The 17,051-nt window shown below is 42.5% G+C and carries 14 protein-coding genes; 2 read left to right on the forward strand and 12 right to left on the reverse strand.

All coding sequences use genetic code 11. The features are described from left to right. Positions 1-9: 9 nt before the first annotated feature. The gene (locus tag NQ489_RS16480) at positions 10-1,500 is read left to right on the forward strand and encodes an RNA-binding domain-containing protein (RefSeq protein ID WP_021650622.1); all 1,491 of its coding nucleotides are present in this window, start codon (positions 10-12) and stop codon (positions 1,498-1,500) included. Between the two features lie 170 nt (positions 1,501-1,670). Here the strand turns inward: NQ489_RS16480 and NQ489_RS16485 are convergent, their stop codons facing one another. The 8 genes from NQ489_RS16485 to NQ489_RS16520 form a co-directional block, all read right to left on the reverse strand. Then, entirely contained in the window at positions 1,671-3,341 is a 1,671-nt protein-coding gene (locus NQ489_RS16485; protein ID WP_021650623.1) for a diguanylate cyclase, read from the reverse strand. A 181-nt stretch (positions 3,342-3,522) separates the two neighbouring features. Next, the gene (locus NQ489_RS16490; RefSeq protein WP_015526340.1) at positions 3,523-4,950 is read right to left on the reverse strand and encodes a glycoside hydrolase family 1 protein; all 1,428 of its coding nucleotides are present in this window, start codon (positions 4,948-4,950) and stop codon (positions 3,523-3,525) included. A gap of 70 nt (positions 4,951-5,020) precedes the next feature. Beyond that, a complete protein-coding gene (locus NQ489_RS16495) occupies positions 5,021-6,907 on the reverse strand; it encodes a beta-glucoside-specific PTS transporter subunit IIABC (protein ID WP_021650624.1) in 1,887 nt (628 codons plus the stop codon). 123 nt (positions 6,908-7,030) lie between these two features. Beyond that, positions 7,031-7,882 carry a BglG family transcription antiterminator LicT gene (gene licT, locus NQ489_RS16500; RefSeq protein ID WP_015526343.1) on the reverse strand — a complete coding sequence of 284 codons (852 nt, stop codon included), beginning with the start codon at positions 7,880-7,882 and terminating at the stop codon, positions 7,031-7,033. A 290-nt stretch (positions 7,883-8,172) separates the two neighbouring features. Beyond that, positions 8,173-9,342, reverse strand: coding sequence for a YkvI family membrane protein (locus tag NQ489_RS16505; RefSeq protein ID WP_044960932.1), 1,170 nt, complete (start codon positions 9,340-9,342; stop codon positions 8,173-8,175). An 18-nt stretch (positions 9,343-9,360) separates the two neighbouring features. Next, positions 9,361-10,779: an FAD-binding oxidoreductase gene (locus NQ489_RS16510; protein ID WP_021650627.1), complete on the reverse strand. Its 1,419-nt coding sequence runs from the start codon at positions 10,777-10,779 to the stop codon at positions 9,361-9,363. 3 nt (positions 10,780-10,782) lie between these two features. Next, positions 10,783-11,973, reverse strand: a complete 1,191-nt coding sequence (locus NQ489_RS16515) for an electron transfer flavoprotein subunit alpha (protein WP_015526346.1) — start codon at positions 11,971-11,973, stop codon at positions 10,783-10,785. Positions 11,974-11,986: 13 nt separating this feature from the next. After that, positions 11,987-12,775 (reverse strand): electron transfer flavoprotein subunit beta/FixA family protein, encoded by a 789-nt coding sequence (locus NQ489_RS16520; protein WP_021650628.1) that lies wholly within the window; start codon positions 12,773-12,775, stop codon positions 11,987-11,989. Between the two features lie 225 nt (positions 12,776-13,000). Between NQ489_RS16520 and NQ489_RS16525 the strand changes: the two genes are divergently transcribed. Further along, complete coding sequence (locus NQ489_RS16525; RefSeq protein WP_015526348.1) at positions 13,001-13,543, forward strand: SMI1/KNR4 family protein; 543 nt, start codon at positions 13,001-13,003, stop codon at positions 13,541-13,543. 829 nt (positions 13,544-14,372) lie between these two features. Here NQ489_RS16525 and NQ489_RS16530 read toward each other — a convergent pair. The 4 genes from NQ489_RS16530 to NQ489_RS16545 form a co-directional block, all read right to left on the reverse strand. Further along, complete coding sequence (locus NQ489_RS16530) at positions 14,373-14,978, reverse strand: helix-turn-helix domain-containing protein (RefSeq protein ID WP_227945551.1); 606 nt, start codon at positions 14,976-14,978, stop codon at positions 14,373-14,375. 142 nt (positions 14,979-15,120) lie between these two features. Continuing rightward, complete coding sequence (locus tag NQ489_RS16535; RefSeq protein WP_021650335.1) at positions 15,121-15,732, reverse strand: class I SAM-dependent methyltransferase; 612 nt, start codon at positions 15,730-15,732, stop codon at positions 15,121-15,123. A 56-nt stretch (positions 15,733-15,788) separates the two neighbouring features. Further along, the gene (locus NQ489_RS16540) at positions 15,789-16,010 is read right to left on the reverse strand and encodes a hypothetical protein (RefSeq protein ID WP_044960621.1); all 222 of its coding nucleotides are present in this window, start codon (positions 16,008-16,010) and stop codon (positions 15,789-15,791) included. A 52-nt stretch (positions 16,011-16,062) separates the two neighbouring features. Then, on the reverse strand, positions 16,063-16,734 hold the full coding sequence (locus NQ489_RS16545) for a hypothetical protein (RefSeq protein WP_227945552.1): 672 nt from the start codon (positions 16,732-16,734) through the stop codon (positions 16,063-16,065). Positions 16,735-17,051: the final 317 nt, after the last annotated feature.

Consider the following 17,051-nt stretch of genomic DNA (forward strand, 5'->3'; position numbering starts at 1 on the left):
GTGATTACAATGTCCAATATCTTTGATATTACTAAATTCGACTTGTACAAAGAAGATAATCGCCGCGAAGTAAAGAAATCCAATGGTGGATTACCATCTTCTTTATGGGATACCTACTCTGCATTTGCCAACTGCTATGGCGGAGTAATCATCCTGGGAGTTGCTGAAAATAAAGACGGAAGCTGGAGAACTACAGGATTAAAAGCAGAAAATCAAGGCAAATTATTAAAAGAATTCTGGGATACTATAAACAATCGAAAAAAGGTAAATATAAATCTTCTCACCGACACTGATGTAGAAACCTTTAAACTCAATGATGATATGATCATTGTAATTTATGTTCCAATGGCTCGCCGTGAACAAAAACCGGTTTATATTAATGATGATATTTTTAATGGAACTTTTCGCAGAAATCACGAAGGAGATTATCACTGTACCAAACTCCAGGTTAAAACAATGATTCGAGATCAAACTGATAATACTATGGATATGAGTGTTCTTGATGACGTTCCTATGACTGATCTGAACTATGAAACCATACAGGGATACAGAAACCGTCACAGATCATTGAAACCAGCACATCCTTTTGGCCGCCTGGATGATTTTGAGTATCTTCGCAGCATAGGAGCTGCCGCTATTTCAAATATCGATAAGCAATTACATCCAACAGCTGCCGGAATGCTTATGTTTGGAGATGAATATAATATTGTTCGTCATTTTCCTGAGTATTTTCTCGATTATCAGGAAATACTTGATCCTTCAATACGCTGGACAGACCGCTTACAATCCAGTTCTGGAGAATGGTCTGGTAATATCTGTGATTTTTATTTCAGAGTTTATAACAAACTTATCACGGATATAAAAATCCCTTTTAAGACTGTTGATGGAAATCGTATCGATGATACCCCTATTCACGAAGCCCTCAGAGAAGCATTAGCCAATTGTTTAATAAACGCTGATTTTTATGGCGTACGTGGTATTGTTATCAGAAAAAATACTGAAAAAATAATATTTGAAAACCCTGGTTATTCCCGAACTGGTAAACAACAGATGCGTAAAGGTGGAATATCAGACCCTCGAAATAAAATATTGATGAAAATGTTTAATCTCATCAATATAGGTGAACGTGCCGGAAGTGGTGTTCCAAATATTTTTAATACTTGGGCAGATCAGGGATGGCCTGAGCCAATCATTGAAGAAGAATTTGATCCAGACCGCACTATCTTAGTTCTTACTATTAAGAAAAAGCGCCGTACAAAAACAAGCAGTAAAAAACAAGCGATAAAAACAAGCGATAAAACAAGCAATAAAACAAGCAATAAAACCTTTCAACATATGAATAAAATAAAAAAATATCTGTCCAAAAACGGGCCTTCAAAAACAAGCGATATCGCTTCTTATATAAAATTAAGCTCTCCACGAACCAGAGCTATATTAAACGAAATGCCTGACGTATCACATGATGGTCCTAATAATAATAGAAAATATTTTTTGAAATAAACGTTTCTTATAAATAAAGCCCCTTGTTTCACAATCGCAAAACAGGGAGCTTTATTTTTTTATTCAAAACCAATGCGTAATTTCCGACGGCCGGTAACCTTACATCTGACGATCAATCAGCTGCAGTATCTCGGACATTCCTCGTACACTCTGCTCTCTGCTACATACCTTCACATCGTTCCATGCTTTTCATAATATTTCTTTTTTTCCGCATACATAAGATCATCTGCTCTTCTCAGCATTGTCTCAAGCTCCGAAGAGCTTTCCTCCCAGACAACACCAACAGAAACACTGATCCTTTTGGCAGCAATGCTGTCACAGATATCCCGAACCTTACTCCGAAAAATCTTCTCATCCATGTCAAAACAGATAAGTACAAATTCATCGCCACCTACCCGGTAAGCATTTTCCGGCAGAATCGCAAGCATGGAACTCGCTGTATTTATGATCAGCCTGTCTCCGGCCTCATGTCCGTAAAGATCATTCACCCGTTTCAGACCATTGATATCAATATATGCTACTCCTGTTTTTATCACTGTTTTTGCCTTCATACCTTCCAGAACCTGAATATACCTATTCCTGTTATACAAGGTCGTCAGCATATCACGGTAACTCATGTACTGCAGACACGCCTTACGCTCCTTGGCTTTCAGGCTGTCCGTTAAAAAATACTGTATGGATGACAGCAGCGTATGATCCTCATAATGCAGTCTCGGATTATCTACCCCGAGAAATCCTATGATCTTTCCGTCACTGTTTAAAGGAACGGCCAGCAGCCTGGTAATGTCCTGCATCTTCAGAGTCTCATAATACGGCTGCCCCTGCTCCTCCTCAATATCCGGAATATAATACAGGCCATTTTTCCGAAAGCTGTCCATCCAGATATCCAGCATTTCCATGGGAACCTCCTGAAGATTATCCTTCTCAGCAGTCACTCCGTTCATGGCATACTCATAGGTATTTGTACAGACATTACTCTTTTCATCGATCTGAACAATATAACTGCGATCTCCGTCAAAATACCCACTGATAATACGCAGCAGATTGGAGATCGACGCATCTTCATCTTCTCCTGATATCAACTCAGCAATGCATTTATTCAGTATCGTTGCGATCTCAAGTCTTTCCTTTATCTTGCCCTCTCTGCTTATCAGCTGATACATTTCCTGATTCAGCTCCGTCATCGTCACGATAAACATAATGATCATGGAAATACCAACAGAAAAATCGATCAGCGACATTCCATACCTGAATGCCTGCACAGCTGCCGCCACTGCCGGAAGTACAATGCATGACAGCATAGAGAACAGGAGCTTCCTGCTGACTCTCTTTTTGTACTGGAGCAGAAGCGTAAGATCAATGAGCAAGCCTGCTGCCGAAAGAAGAATTGACATAATATATAACGGTGCCCGATGATAACAATTATCCCCATCTATGTAATAATACCAGTGAGTAAACTGCGAGATCACCACAAAAGCAACCTCTGCGGCAGCAATAACATATCCGGCTTTTACTCTTTTTAATGTTCTCCGCTCCCTCTTCGAAAACAGATAAACACACACATAAATGTGAAAACACAGCAGGACTACGTCACTTAAAAGGAATACGAGAAAACTCGAGATACGGACCATCACACTGCCCGGAACTCCGGGATATCCGCTGAAAATATGCGCCATGGCATCCATCAGCAATAATAGAGAAGCAAAACTCTCCATCAGGATAAGATACCGACGCTTTTCCCTGTCATAATTACTGCTCAGAAATATACATAATGCAGCTATGGCACAAAATGCACATCCCCATATAAGTATCGCTACCTGCAGTACTTTTTCATCCGGCATAAAAAACACTCCTCACATTCGTCACTTACAATAAGTATTACACTTTACCGTGTAAAAGTCAACCTTTCAAAAAAATCCCGGAGTACATTGTCATACTCCAGGATTTTGTCGTCAACCGGATAAAAGCAACCGCATTCGCTACATAATTCTACACCAGATAACTGCTTCGCAGTTGATTCAGTTAAAGCTCTTCCCCGCAGGATTCAATCACTTTTTTGTACCAGTAAAAAGAATCTTTGCGGATTCTGGAAAAGTCTCCGGTCCCGTCATCATTTTTATTTACATAGATAAGCCCATAACGCTTCTTGAATTCTCCAGTGGAGGCACTGACAAGATCTGTACAGCCCCAGCAGGTGTAGCCGATCAGATCTACTCCGTCATGGATTGCTTCCTTCATCTGCTCTATATGGCGGCGCATATATTCAATACGGTAATCATCGTGAATCTTTCCATCCTCTGTCAGCTGATCCACCGCCCCAAGACCATTTTCCACGATCATGATCGGAATCTGATAGCGGTCATAGATCTGGTTCAGAACATAGCGAAGACCAGTTGCATCGATCTGCCAGCCCCAGTCGGAAGCTTTCAGATATGGATTTTTCAGATTGTCACTTCCATTTCCGGCCGTTTTCTCTCCGTCCTTTGTCACGCTGACACAGCTACTGGAATAATAGCTGATAGTGAAAAAGTCCACCGTACCCTTCTTGAGGATCTCTTTATCCTCCTGAAGAACCTCCAGCTGGATTCCGTGCTCCTCAAAGTATCTCGCTGCAAATCCCGGATAATATCCTCTTACATGAACATCACCGGCAATGGAATTGTGGATCTGCCCAAACTGCTGTGCATATAAGATATCATCCGGATGGCAAGTATATGGATAACCATTGTGATAAGCAAGCATACAGCCAAGCATAAACTCCGGATCGATCTCATGAGCCATGGAAACTGCAAGTGCACTTGCTACCAGCTGGTGATGCATTGCCTGATAACGGCTCTGCTCACATACATCCTTCGGGTCCAGCATTCCTGCACAGAATACCGCACCAAAGTCCTGCGTCAGCATATTGATCTCATTAAAAGTCAGCCAGTATTTTACCTTACCTTTATATCTCTCAAATAAAACCTTTGCAAATCGAAGATAGAAATCGATCATCTTACGATTTTTCCATCCGCCATACTCCAGAGAAAGATGAAGGGGATTCTCATAATGAGAGATCGTTATCAGCGGCTCAATGTTATATTTTCTCAGTTCGTCGATCACATTGTCGTAGAACTTAAGGCCTTCCTCATTTGGAGTTTCCTCATCCCCATTTGGGAACACTCTGGACCAAGAAATAGAAAAACGATATACCTTAAATCCCATCTCTGCAAAAAGAGCAATATCCTCTTTCCAGTGATGATAAAAATCAGTTGCCTGGTGATTGGGATAAAATTCTTCCGGTAACGGTGCCGGCGGTGTAAGACGACGTTCCTTATCCACACTTCCTCCTGTTAGGACATCTGCAATGGACGGGCCTCTGCCATCCTCATCCCAACCGCCTTCATACTGGTTTGCAGCAGTTGCTCCGCCCCAGAGAAAGTTTTCCGGCATACGGTTATAATTTTTCATATTTTAATTTTCTCCTTTTTACAAACATCAGGCGGATCTGTTATCTCCGCCTGATGTTTCGTTGTTATTCTTATACAATAGTCAGGAATTTATCTCCTGCATTTACAGCTGCATCTTCTTTTTCCATGCATACTGCTTTGATATAATCAGAAATATTGGTCACAACAACCGGTGTGATCAGATCATATCCTTCTTTCTTAATGGCATCCATATCGAATTCCACAAGAAGCTTTCCTTTTTTTACCTTATCTCCATCAGAAACATGGGATTTAAAATATTTACCATTTAAATTTACAGTATCAAGTCCGATGTGGATCAGAATTTCTGCTCCACTTTCTGTCACAAACATGATTCCATGTTTGCTGTCCATGATATTTGCCACCGTACCATCTGCCGGTGCATAAACCTTTCCTTCTGATGGAACGATTGCTGCTCCGTCACCTAAAACCTTATCCGCAAAAGTTTTATCCGGAACATCGGAAAGTGCTTTTACAGTTCCTGCTACCGGTGCACAAAGCTCGATCTTATCTACAAGCGGAGCGTTCTGCTGTGCCGGCTGTTTTTCTGTATCTGTGTTCTGTACTTCATCCTCTGTCTCAGCCTTTACATCCTCAAATCCGAAGATAAGCGTAAGAACAAAAGCAGCTACAAAAGATACCACGATCATAATGATTCCATAAATCAGATTGATTAATCCCTTCTCGCCGATAAACGCCGGGATCGCCATGATACAATTCTGTGCAATGTAAAGAGAAACCTGAAGAAGTCCTCCTACGATACCACCGATTCCGGCTGCGATAGAAGCTGCTACAACCGGTCTTTTCAGTTTCAGTGTAACACCATACAGAGCAGGCTCTGTGATACCCATAAGAGCGGAAACACCTGCTGCACTTGCCAGCTGTTTCATGTTGCTGTCCTTGGATCTTACAGCTACTGCAAGAGAAGCTCCGGACTGTGCAAGGTTAGAGCATACCTGAGATACAAAGATCAGTGTATCGGTACCACCGGTTGCAATGGCATTCAGTCCGATCGGTGTCAGCGCATGGTGCATACCGGTCATAACGATGAACGGGAAGGTTGCTGCAAGGATACCTACAATAATGAAACCAAGTTTTACGGACAGGAAGTTGATGGCTACCGCAAGTCCGTTACCAATAATTGTTCCGATCGGTCCAACTACGATCAGGGCGATCGGTGCACTGATCAGAATTACCAGTGTCGGGTTCAGGATCAGTTTTACCATTTTCGGTGTGATCTTATCAACCAGAATCTCAATATAATGTGTGATCCATACCATCAGGATAACCGGAATAACGGAATAAGAATAAGTTGCTTTTGTGATCGGCAGACCAAACAGTGTGATGGCCGCATCACCAGCTACCATAGTTACAAAGGTAGGGCTTAAGTAAACACCGGCAATAAACAGCGCCAGTGACTGGTTCACGCGGAAAACCTTGGCAGCATTTGCTGCGATCAGGAACGGCATGAAGTAGAAAGTAACATCTCCGATAAAACTGATCACCTGGTAGGTACTGCTTGTTTCTGATACCAGATGAAAAGTTGTCAGCAGGGTAAGTACAACTTTGATCATACCGGCTGCAGTCAGGGCAGGGATCATCGGGGTCATACATCCGGTGATGGCATCGATAACTTTTGAAACAACACTCTTTGAGCTGTCAGAGTTCGCTGCCGGTGCATCATCGGTAGGAACGCCTTTGTCTTCCAATGCCTTGTAAACAGCGTTTACTTCGTTTCCTGCGATAACCTGGAACTGATCTTCATGCCAGTTAACGCCGGAGATCTCAGAAAGCTTTAAGATCTCTTTCTCGTTGATCTTCGATCTGTCTTTCACATAGAAACGAAGCCTTGTCATGCAGTGGAACAGACGGGTGATATTATCTTTTCCGCCCAGCGCTGCAATCAGTGTGTCTGCAGTTTTTGCATAGTCCTTTTTCATTTGGGGACCTCCTTTAATAATAAATATTGAAATTTATATTAAAGGTCTTGCCTGAAAAGATACGCACATGGCACGTATTTCAGTAACAATCCATTAACACCTAATTTATAAAACAATCTCTTTTCACAGATTTTTCAGACGTTTATGGTCTTCTGTGATCTTCTGGATATGAATCGTCAGATACAGCATTTCGTCCTCAGTCATAGCGTATTTATATTCCTCTTCCATCATAAGATAGATCATTTTTACACAGCCGTAAGCTTCTCTGTACTGCTCCTTGATGATCTTGAAAAGCTCCTGATTCTCATCATAGTGAAGCTCTTTATGAAGGAATCTCTGGGCAAAATATTTCAGATGCGTGAGAAACCGCTGATAATACAGATTATCCTCCTGAAATTCCATATTGTCATAATACTTCTCCACGATGTCCAGGATCTGATGTACGATAATGGAAATCTGATAGCTGTCCGTCTTGCCGCCATCTTCCGCATTCACAAAATGCAATGCAAAAAATCCTGCTTCATCTGCAGAAAGATCTACCTCGAACATCTCATTTACCTTTTTCAGTAATTCCAAGCCGATCTCATATTCCTTATGATAAAGCTGCTTGATATCCAGAAGCAGCATATTCTGAAGGCGGATCCCGTTTTCAAGTCTGGAGATCGCACCCATGATATGGTCGCTAAGGGAAAAATAAATACTGTCATTTAATTTCATCCCCTCTTTTTCCTTCACATCATTTACAAAAGCTTCCACAAAATCCAGATATTTTTCCGGAATAGCAGTCAGATAACCCTGTATCTCCTTGCTGATCTGGGCATTTTCCGCAGTAAAGATCTTCTCGATCCTGGACTCCTCCACTTGCTGTCCTTTCTTTTTCTGAAAGGCAATTCCGCAGCCCTTTACAATAACTTCATGTCCCTGTCCATCCCTGGACAGTATCAGATTATTATTCAAAATCTTATGGATAACCATAGTCCTGTTCCCCCGATGCCAAACAAATAAAAAAAGACCATTACAGTATATAGAAAACCTATTCCTATACTACTATAAGGTCTTGCCTGACGATAAATAAATATTTCAGTAACAATCCTTCTGATTCGTAACTATTTAATAACTGTACGTAATAGTATCAGAAAAAATATATGTTGTCTATCTGGAATATTTAATAAAATATTTATAATATTTTTGTGAACTTTGACAAAATCCCCTGATGATCCTGCCATACGGATCAACAGGGGATTTTCTGTTCAGCTTTTTATTCTTCAGATCTCTTTTCCCTTTGTCGCAACGGCATGTACAACAAACGGTACAAACAATGTAATAAACGCCGCATATCCAAGGTATGCATATCCCTTCTTAACAACTGTCATCAGACCGAACTGTGCGATGGCAAATGCCAGGAATGTAAAGATTGCTGTAAAAACTGCATTTCTTCCAAGGTGTCCCTGCGCTTTTTTTGCCGAGCTGTCCATACGGCGCTCCACTGCATTTACGCAGCGGGTCACAATACCGGAGATCATATTTACTGCTGTGGAGATAGCTCCAAGAATGATCAGCAGAGAAATGATTGGTGTCAGGATACCGGCGCCTACACCGTTCTGGACCAGTACCAGCATCGGTACCGATGCAGATGCCAGTTCACTTACATATGCAATGGCAAGAAGTCCGAGGATGGAAAGCTCCATTGCACAGAAGTTGCATACAAACATCCAGATCGCTGCTTTGTTGATCTGTTTTTCGTCCGTTACATCCTCCATGTGCTGGTACATAACAGAAACAGATGCCAGCTGGAAGAAGAAATAAAGGACAGCTGAATAGAGAGCCGGTCCAAAGGCTCCGCTCTCGGAGGAAAGTACAGTCATTTCTCCGGAGGACATAGTATGGATGGAAGCTGTGATATCTCCCCACTGTGCAATGATATTCGGAACAAGTACCAGTACAAGACCGATGATGATCAGCACACTTAATGTAGAAGCACATTTTCTTACGACATTGGTTCCGAAAAGCGCGATCACAAAGATAAATGCTGCAATGATCAGTGTACAGAGCCAGTATGGGATCCCGAACAGTGTCTGCAGTGTGGAACCGCCGGTTGCAAAGGCTGCTGCTGATGCAGTTCCGATCATGATCAGGTAACAGATCTCATAGAGATTGGACATAACCGGTTTCGTTTTTCCGTAAAGACTGTCGGAAAAGCTTCTGTAATCGTAGGTTTTGTGTTTATAAGCATAGCGCATTCCATACCAGAAAAACAATGCATACAATCCCTGTGTCACTGCCGGCAGGATCAGACACCAGATACCGTAGTTGATAAAGTACTGATAGATCTGCGCTCCTGATGCGAATCCGCCTCCGAACTGTGTGGTAAATGCGACGAACGCAAGTCCCATAGCCAGAGGCATTTTACTTTGTAATGATTTATTCTGACTCATCTCTCTTTCCCCCATTTTTTATTTATTATATTCGATGACTTTTCCCGGATTCAGGATCAGTTTATCATCGAAAGCCTGCTTGATGGCTTTATAAAGAGCGATCATTCTCGGTCCCGCAAATTCTTCCAGGAATTCCAGACGTCCGTTTCCGATGCCATGCTCACCGGAAAGCTGTCCGCCCAGTTCCTTGGACAGTGCATACAGCTCTACCAGACTTGCGTGAGTGGCTTCCTTCCACTCCTGGTCACTCATTTCCGGTCCACGGAGCATCTCTGTATGGATGTTTCCGTCTCCGCAATGTCCGCAGGGCTCTACACGAATGCCATGTGCACTTGCGATCTTTTTGGCTGCTTTTACATACTCTGCGATCCTTGCACGCGGAACAACCACGTCACACTCCTCCTGTGCGACAGAATCTGCTTTCATTCCTTCCAAGATCCCGCCCCGGACACTCCATACAGCTCCGGCACGCTCCGGTGTGCCTGCGATACAGCAGTCCAGGGCTCCGTTTGCCAGGGCTGCTTCCGCTGCTGCCTCTACTGCGCTGTCAAGTTCCTGTTTACTGGAAGCATCATACATAACGATCAGCACTGCTTCTCCCTGTTTTACTGGGAACATTTTGTTCAGATTGCGTTCTACGATATCGATCAGTTCTCTTTCCAGAAACTCGATGGCTGTTGGCACAAACGGCAGCTCCAGAACCTTCGGGACCATGTCTGCACATTCCTCAAGACTCCTGAACGGCATTACAAGGGTACAGGTGCAGGTCGGTGCGGGAAGAAGCTTCAGCGTTACCTGAGTCAGGATACATAAGGTTCCCTCTGAGCCGATCACCAGATCTTTTACATCATATCCCGTTGTGTTCTTCACAACGTTGGATGAAAAATTCATGATGGAACCATCCGGCATAACTGCCTCGATACAACGGACGAAATCCCTGGTCAGTCCATATCGTACCGCTTTCATGCCACCGGCATTTGTGATAACATTGCCGCCGATGGAAGCTGTTTTTTCGCCTGGGTCCGGCGGATAAAAAAGTCCGCCTGCCGCTGCTGCCGCCTGGATATCAATGAGTAGTGCTCCCGGCTCCGCTGTGATGGTCTGGTTCTTTCTGTCGATCGGAAAGATCTTGTTCATGCGCATCACAGAAAGCATGATTCCACCATATTTACAGGTTGCTCCGCCTGCAAGTCCGGTTCCTGCGCCACGGCATACCACCGGGATATTTTCTTTATATGCGTAAGCCATGATGGCTGAGATCTCTTCTTTATTTAAAACCTCCACATAAAGCTCCGGAGGAAAAACTCCGTACTCCGGCATCTCATCACGATAATATTCTTTTGCGATCTCATCGCCGACCCATACACGATCTGAAGCAGTCACAGAACGGATGTAGTCAAAATCTTCTGAAGTCATTTTTTTATAGGGATATGCCATGACTTAATCCTCCTTCCGATTCTTTATCAGTTCTGTCAGCTCCGGTACAACCTGATACAAATCGTCCACGATGCAGTAACCGGCAACATTAAAGATCTGTGCCTCCGGATCATTGTTGATCGCTACGATACAGTCAGATCCTGTCATGCAGGAGGTAAACTGGATAGCACCGGATACGCCGCAGGTGATGATCAGCTTCGGACGGACAGTTCTTCCGGAAAGTCCAATCTGATGTGCAACATCTCCGAATCCGTTTTCTACCATAGGACGGGTGAAGGCAAGCTGTCCGCCAAGGGCATCTGCCAGTTCCCGGCACATTTCCACATCCTTTTCATTCCGGACACCACGGCCTGCTACTACCAGAACATCCTCTTCCTCAAGGCTCTTTACCTTATCAATGACCCTGGATGACAGAATCTTGATCCTGGAATCTGCCATTTTTTCGTTTACCGGACATACAACCACCTGACCATGCGGATTTTTTACTTTTTCTGCCTTGTCCATAACCTTATAACGGACCGTGGCAAACTGTGGCCTTGATTTGGTGATGCCGATCTGAGCCATGATATTTCCGCCGAAAGCCGGTCTGATCTGGATCATATCGGTGTTGGAACGGATATCCAGAGTTGTGCAGTCTGCAGTCAGTCCCGTATGGAATCTGGTGGAAAGCCTCGGTGCAAGGGAACGCCCCAGCGCAGTAGCTCCGATCAGCACAGAGCTTGGTTTGTTTGCTGCGATACAGTCTGCAACTGCGTCTGTATAACAGTCTGCGCGGAAGCCTTCGAAGCCTTCATGCTCATATACGTACACATTGTCTACGCCATACGGCAGAAGCTTTTCCGCATTTTCCTTTGTTCCTTTTCCTCCGACGATCACACAGTTAACCTGATAACCGACTTTGACAGCCATCTTTCTTGCTTCTCCGATCAGCTCAAAGGTAACCGGATGGATCTCTCCTCTCTCCTGCTCCACATAGATAAGAAAGTTTTTCCATTTATCCTTGTCAAAGGATTTCGCCTTCTGCTCAAACCGGATAGCTTTCTCCGGGCAGTTACGAACGCAAAGCCCACACATACGACAGGCATCGCCTACAACAATTCCATTTCCCTCTATGGTAAGGGCCCCAAAAGGACATTTCTCCACGCATACTCCGCAGAGTACGCATTTGTTTATATCAAATTTTAAAAATTCCATGTTCCGCTTCCCCCTATATGATCTTCTTTCCGGTCAGGAGAGCAACAAGCTTGTCTGCCTTTTCCTTTGCAGTTCCTTCCAGATAAACCTGTTTTTCACTTTCCTCCGGCGCAAACATTTTTTCCACAGAGGTGGGGGAACCGATCAGTCCGTAACGGCTCAGATCCTGATCCGGCATATCTTCAAAGCTTAAGATCCGTACCGGACGGTCTGAAGTTGCCTTCTTTAATAAATAGGATGGCAGACGTGGCACGCAGGTATCCTTGTCAATGGTTAAAAGACATGGATACGGAATCTCGGAAACCTGGGAAACACTGACAAGATCCTGACGGACCTGAATGCTTTTTTCATTGACGTCCATGATCTCAGCTACCCATGCAGCATGTGGGATGGTCAGATGCTCTGCAATGGCCGGTCCAACCTGGGCTGTGTCACCATCTGTGGTCTGTCTTCCGCAGATGATCAGATCTGCACCGCCGATCACCTGGATTCCCTGTGCTAACGCATAAGAGGTTGCCAGAACATCCGCTCCCGCAAATTTTCGGTCTGAAAGAATCACGCCCTCATCAGCACCCATGGTATAAGCATCCCGGATCATCTCTTCCGCCTGAGGCGGTCCCATAGTAAGAACGGTTACAGTTCCGCCTGTTTTTTCCCGGATCGCAAGGGCTGTTTCCAATGCAAACAGATCATATGGATTAGTCCTTGTCTCACCGGACATTCGTTTCATGGCACCGGTTTCCGGATCAATATCAACCTTGGAAGTTGCCGGTACCTGCTTCATACATACAACGATCTTCATTTTCTATCTTCTTTCCTGTATTTTCGCTTTTATTTTTTGCTTTAAAACGTTAAACAACTGTATAAGTATAGCATTAACGTGATGTAAAGTCGAGAGGGTTTTGGTAAATTCTGCACAAAAAAGCATTGAAAAAACTTTTAAGCATGCTATAATTACTCTCCGTTATCAAATAAAGCAGACATATGAATCTTTACAATATCACATCGATCAAGGAGCATATATGTAATGGAAGACATCCGTGCAATCTACAGAATTTTCAACAATCTAAAATATGAAATGGAAAATAATGGATGGGTCTATCAGTGGCATTTAGGCGATGAACCTATAAAAGTAACTCATAAATTTAACCCTCCTGTAACACCTGAAGAATTTCAGCTGTTTGAAAAATATTTTCCCAATATGAAACTTCCTGCCTCATACAAAGCTTTTTTATCCTGCTCAAATGGCATGGAACTTTTTTGCGGAGAGGAAGGCAGTTCTTTAGTCAGCTGTACCATTTATTCTTTAAAAAGAGCGCTCAAAGAAAAGGAATCTTGGAATAGTACGCCTATTTTATCTGATCCGGAGTTTACATATCATCTTCCTGTTCTTTGCTTACAGGACATCGGCGATATAACCATGGATCTTCAGGCTGTATCAGAAGGCAGAGACGATTACCTATGCTATCCGGCTCCAGATACTGATCGTTTTAATATCCCTTTTAATGAATGGCTGGAAAGATATATCGTATGCCAGGGGCATGAATTCTGGTATTTCTTGAATCCATAAAACAGAAATTTTATGAATATTTTTCGTAAAAATACCCCGGAAGCCTTACGGTTCCGGGGTATCTTACGTTTGGACACAATGTACCTTGCGGTACTCAATATATATTAAATTAGGATGTTATACTAATTAACGGTTACTCGATAACTGTAGCAACACGTCCTGATCCTACAGTACGTCCACCCTCGCGATACTTTAATCCCGTTTTACCTCATATTTTTTATGGTTTTCTATCCAAAATACAGTGAAAAACGGCTGATTTGCACCATCTATTTTTATTTGCCTGATTTCTTGGCACCGTTTTGGCACCGGAATCCCTGGTCGAAAAGATTCTTTTCTACAGTTGCCCTACTCTCATCTGTCAACTTCATATTGCGCCGACAGTTTCAGGCGGTTATAATCAGAATATGGGTGCTACCATAACGGTAGGCGGTTAGTCCTTCAACAGAGGGTTGCAGAGTGCCACTGGCACTCGTTTTGCAACGACCGAAGTGAAACGGAGACCTGTGACCCTCTGATTACATAGAAACCCAAAAGGGAATCCACTGGAAAGAAGAACTAAGCCAATGAGTATTGTTGACTTCATAGCAGTAGTGAGCTTCGGCCTAACCTGCTTTAGTATCGGATATACATTAGGCAAGGATAATCATAAACCACAAAAATAACCGCCCAGTCTGCAAACTAAGCGGTTATTTTTGATAGATATTCTAAATAGTAAAACGGACTAACCGTCTATCGGTAGCACTCTTTTTTCTATAAGCATATTATCACGCATCTGTAAGAATGTCAAAAAGTTCTTTTTCCATAGTATGTAATACGAATTTGAAAATACTTATAAGCCGAAAAAATACACCAGTACCAGCTTGATCACAGCAGCTCCACCAAAGGCAACAACTGCAGTTACAACTAATTGCATAGGTTTTGGGAAATTTTCGAACACAAAAACTTTCCTACTCTTGCTCCGCACCTTGCTTAAAGATCCTGTCGTAAATGCTGCCATCATTATGACTGACACAGATACCAAGGTCTCACAATAGCCGGCAAGCTTTCCTAACACATCATTATACATATATGCACCTGTTTCATGCAGAATCCAGTATAGAACCAATGCACAAACTCCCATGACACTTTGGAGCTTCATTTCCTTAAAAATCTTCTCTTTCTCTGTAGTTGCATAATCTGACATTGTTTTAGCAATTTTTCTTTCTTCTTCGTTCATCATCTCGCTTTTCCTTTCTCCACTGATAATCTCAGGAATGCTGATATCATAATAATCTGCAATATCCACAAGAATACTGATATCCGGCATATTGTTTCCGGTTTCCCATCTGGATACGGTCCTTCCAGAGACATTTAATATTTCTGCCAACTGCTCCTGTGTAATGCCTTTTTCTTTGCGAAGTTTTTTTAAAAAATTCCCGATTTTTACTTGGTCCACCTCAACTCCTCCTTTCATCATCAAATATAGAATCTGTTATCTACAAATAACACGACACAAAGCGAGAAATGTCGTATTTTCACTAATAGACACCGTTGTCTATGCGTTTTTCATTTTTTCAATTATACAAACTGGAATTTGGCTATTTCGTTGCAACAATACTTATCCAATGATTTTTTGCATTTGAATACGTTTTGATCTCTGTAAAACCCGCTTCTTTCAAAGCGGCAACAAGTTGTTTAGATGTGTAAATCTTCATACCATTGATCATCTTTGTCCATTTTTCATCTGCGGCATTCGTTCCGTCACTCTCGTTACAAATCAGGAATATGCCTTCGCTTTTCAGCACACGGTTGACCTCGGAAAAGCATTTTACTAATCCTGGCCAAAAGTAAACTGTTTCGAAGGCAGAAACATAATCAAAAGTCGCGTCAGAAAAGGGTATAGCAGATACATCTCCTTGAACTACATTACATTTCCCTTGTTTAATGGCGAGGGCGTTCAATTTTTGAGATTTTGCCACACTAACCTCAGAATAATCCATTCCTGTCACGTGGCCATTTCTACATCTATCAAGCCAGACCGCAATATTTGCTCCGCCGCCACAGCCGACGTCAAGAACTTCAGCATCAGACTTCGTGGAGATATTTGAGAATCCCCATTGCGATAATTTGGCGTGACCGCTGTTCATCATCTTCGTCATCAATTTTCCGCCGAAGCCTTGTGGCTTACGGGTATTTTCAAAAAATCTCATTACAGAATTCCTCCTCCACAAATACCGGTTTTCTTAATTCGACAAACCGGTATTGCTCAATCGTTTTTCTCCGTTAGGAGAATATACAATCCATAAATAAAAAGAACAAGGAATAAAACCGTAGGAATCAATAATCCATTTTCTAAAATACTTATAATCATTCTTCCAGGTGGCGTTACCCATGCAGTTGCTGGATTTTGCATTGCCGCTATTATCATTCCTACAATACCAACAACACTACTTAATGTTAAAAAACCACCTTTTATATTTCTACTCATAATCATTACCTCCTCGTTAAATACCGATTTATCTCTTACATTTTATCATATTCTATCCCAAAACTCTATTCTTAGATTGCCAAAGAGCAGCCTTCCGACTGCTCTTTCTGGCTCCCCAGGCAAGTCTTTCGTGAATACTTCCTGTTGGCATTTGCTCCATTTGTCGCTTTTCTTCTAATGCCTTCTGCTCCTGTATATCCTGTTGTACCGCATCATCTACAGCATTTTCTCCAAGAACACGCACTACCCGGTCATATCTATCAGAAACATCCTGCAATTGTTGTTTTTCATCAAATAACTGCTCTTTTTCTTCACGCACTGCATCTAACTCTCTTTGTATTTGGTTATATGCTTGCTTTGTTTTCTGATATTTGTGTTTCCATTTTTCTACTTCTTCGGCAAGTTCTTTAACCTGTGCAGCCATCGCAGCAATTTTATTTTTCACCTGAGTAAACAGTGGTTTTATTTTCTTATCCCGGTAGGTTGTTGCACGTTCCAATGCACCAGCTTCTGGAAGTAGAGTTTTCACTGTTCCATATTCCTTTATTTCTTTGCTGACATTATCCATTACCGGCTGTAACCGTTCTCTGCGTTCTTCCAGGCTATGCAGATCTTTCTCGGCTTTTTCCGCACACTTCTCAGCTTCCTCTTTATCTTTAACTGCCTGCTCCTTGTCATCTTTTAAAAGCTGGATATTGTGGTAACAATCCGTCTGAAACTGCAATATCATCGTGATCCGGAACGTGCTGAACAGATCAAACAGATCAAAGGCTGGTAAAAAAATTACTCCTGTGAATAGCAAACATTCGCAGGAGTTTTTTTGGCACCGTTTTGGCACCGCTGGTCTTATTTTTCAATTTTAAATTTATCTTTACTTAGTCTTATTGATAAATTTCCTTTAATCTCCGCATTGAAAATTCATAGATGATTTTACTTTCCACCCAACAGAAAAACCCCGGAAACCTTACGGTTCCGGGGTATCTTACGTTTGGACACAATGTACCTTGCGGTACTCAATATATATTAAATTAGGATGTTATA

This window comes from Blautia sp. KLE_1732_HM_1032 (assembly GCF_025147905.1).
Classification (GTDB): Bacteria; Bacillota; Clostridia; order Lachnospirales; family Lachnospiraceae; genus Blautia_A; species Blautia_A fusiformis.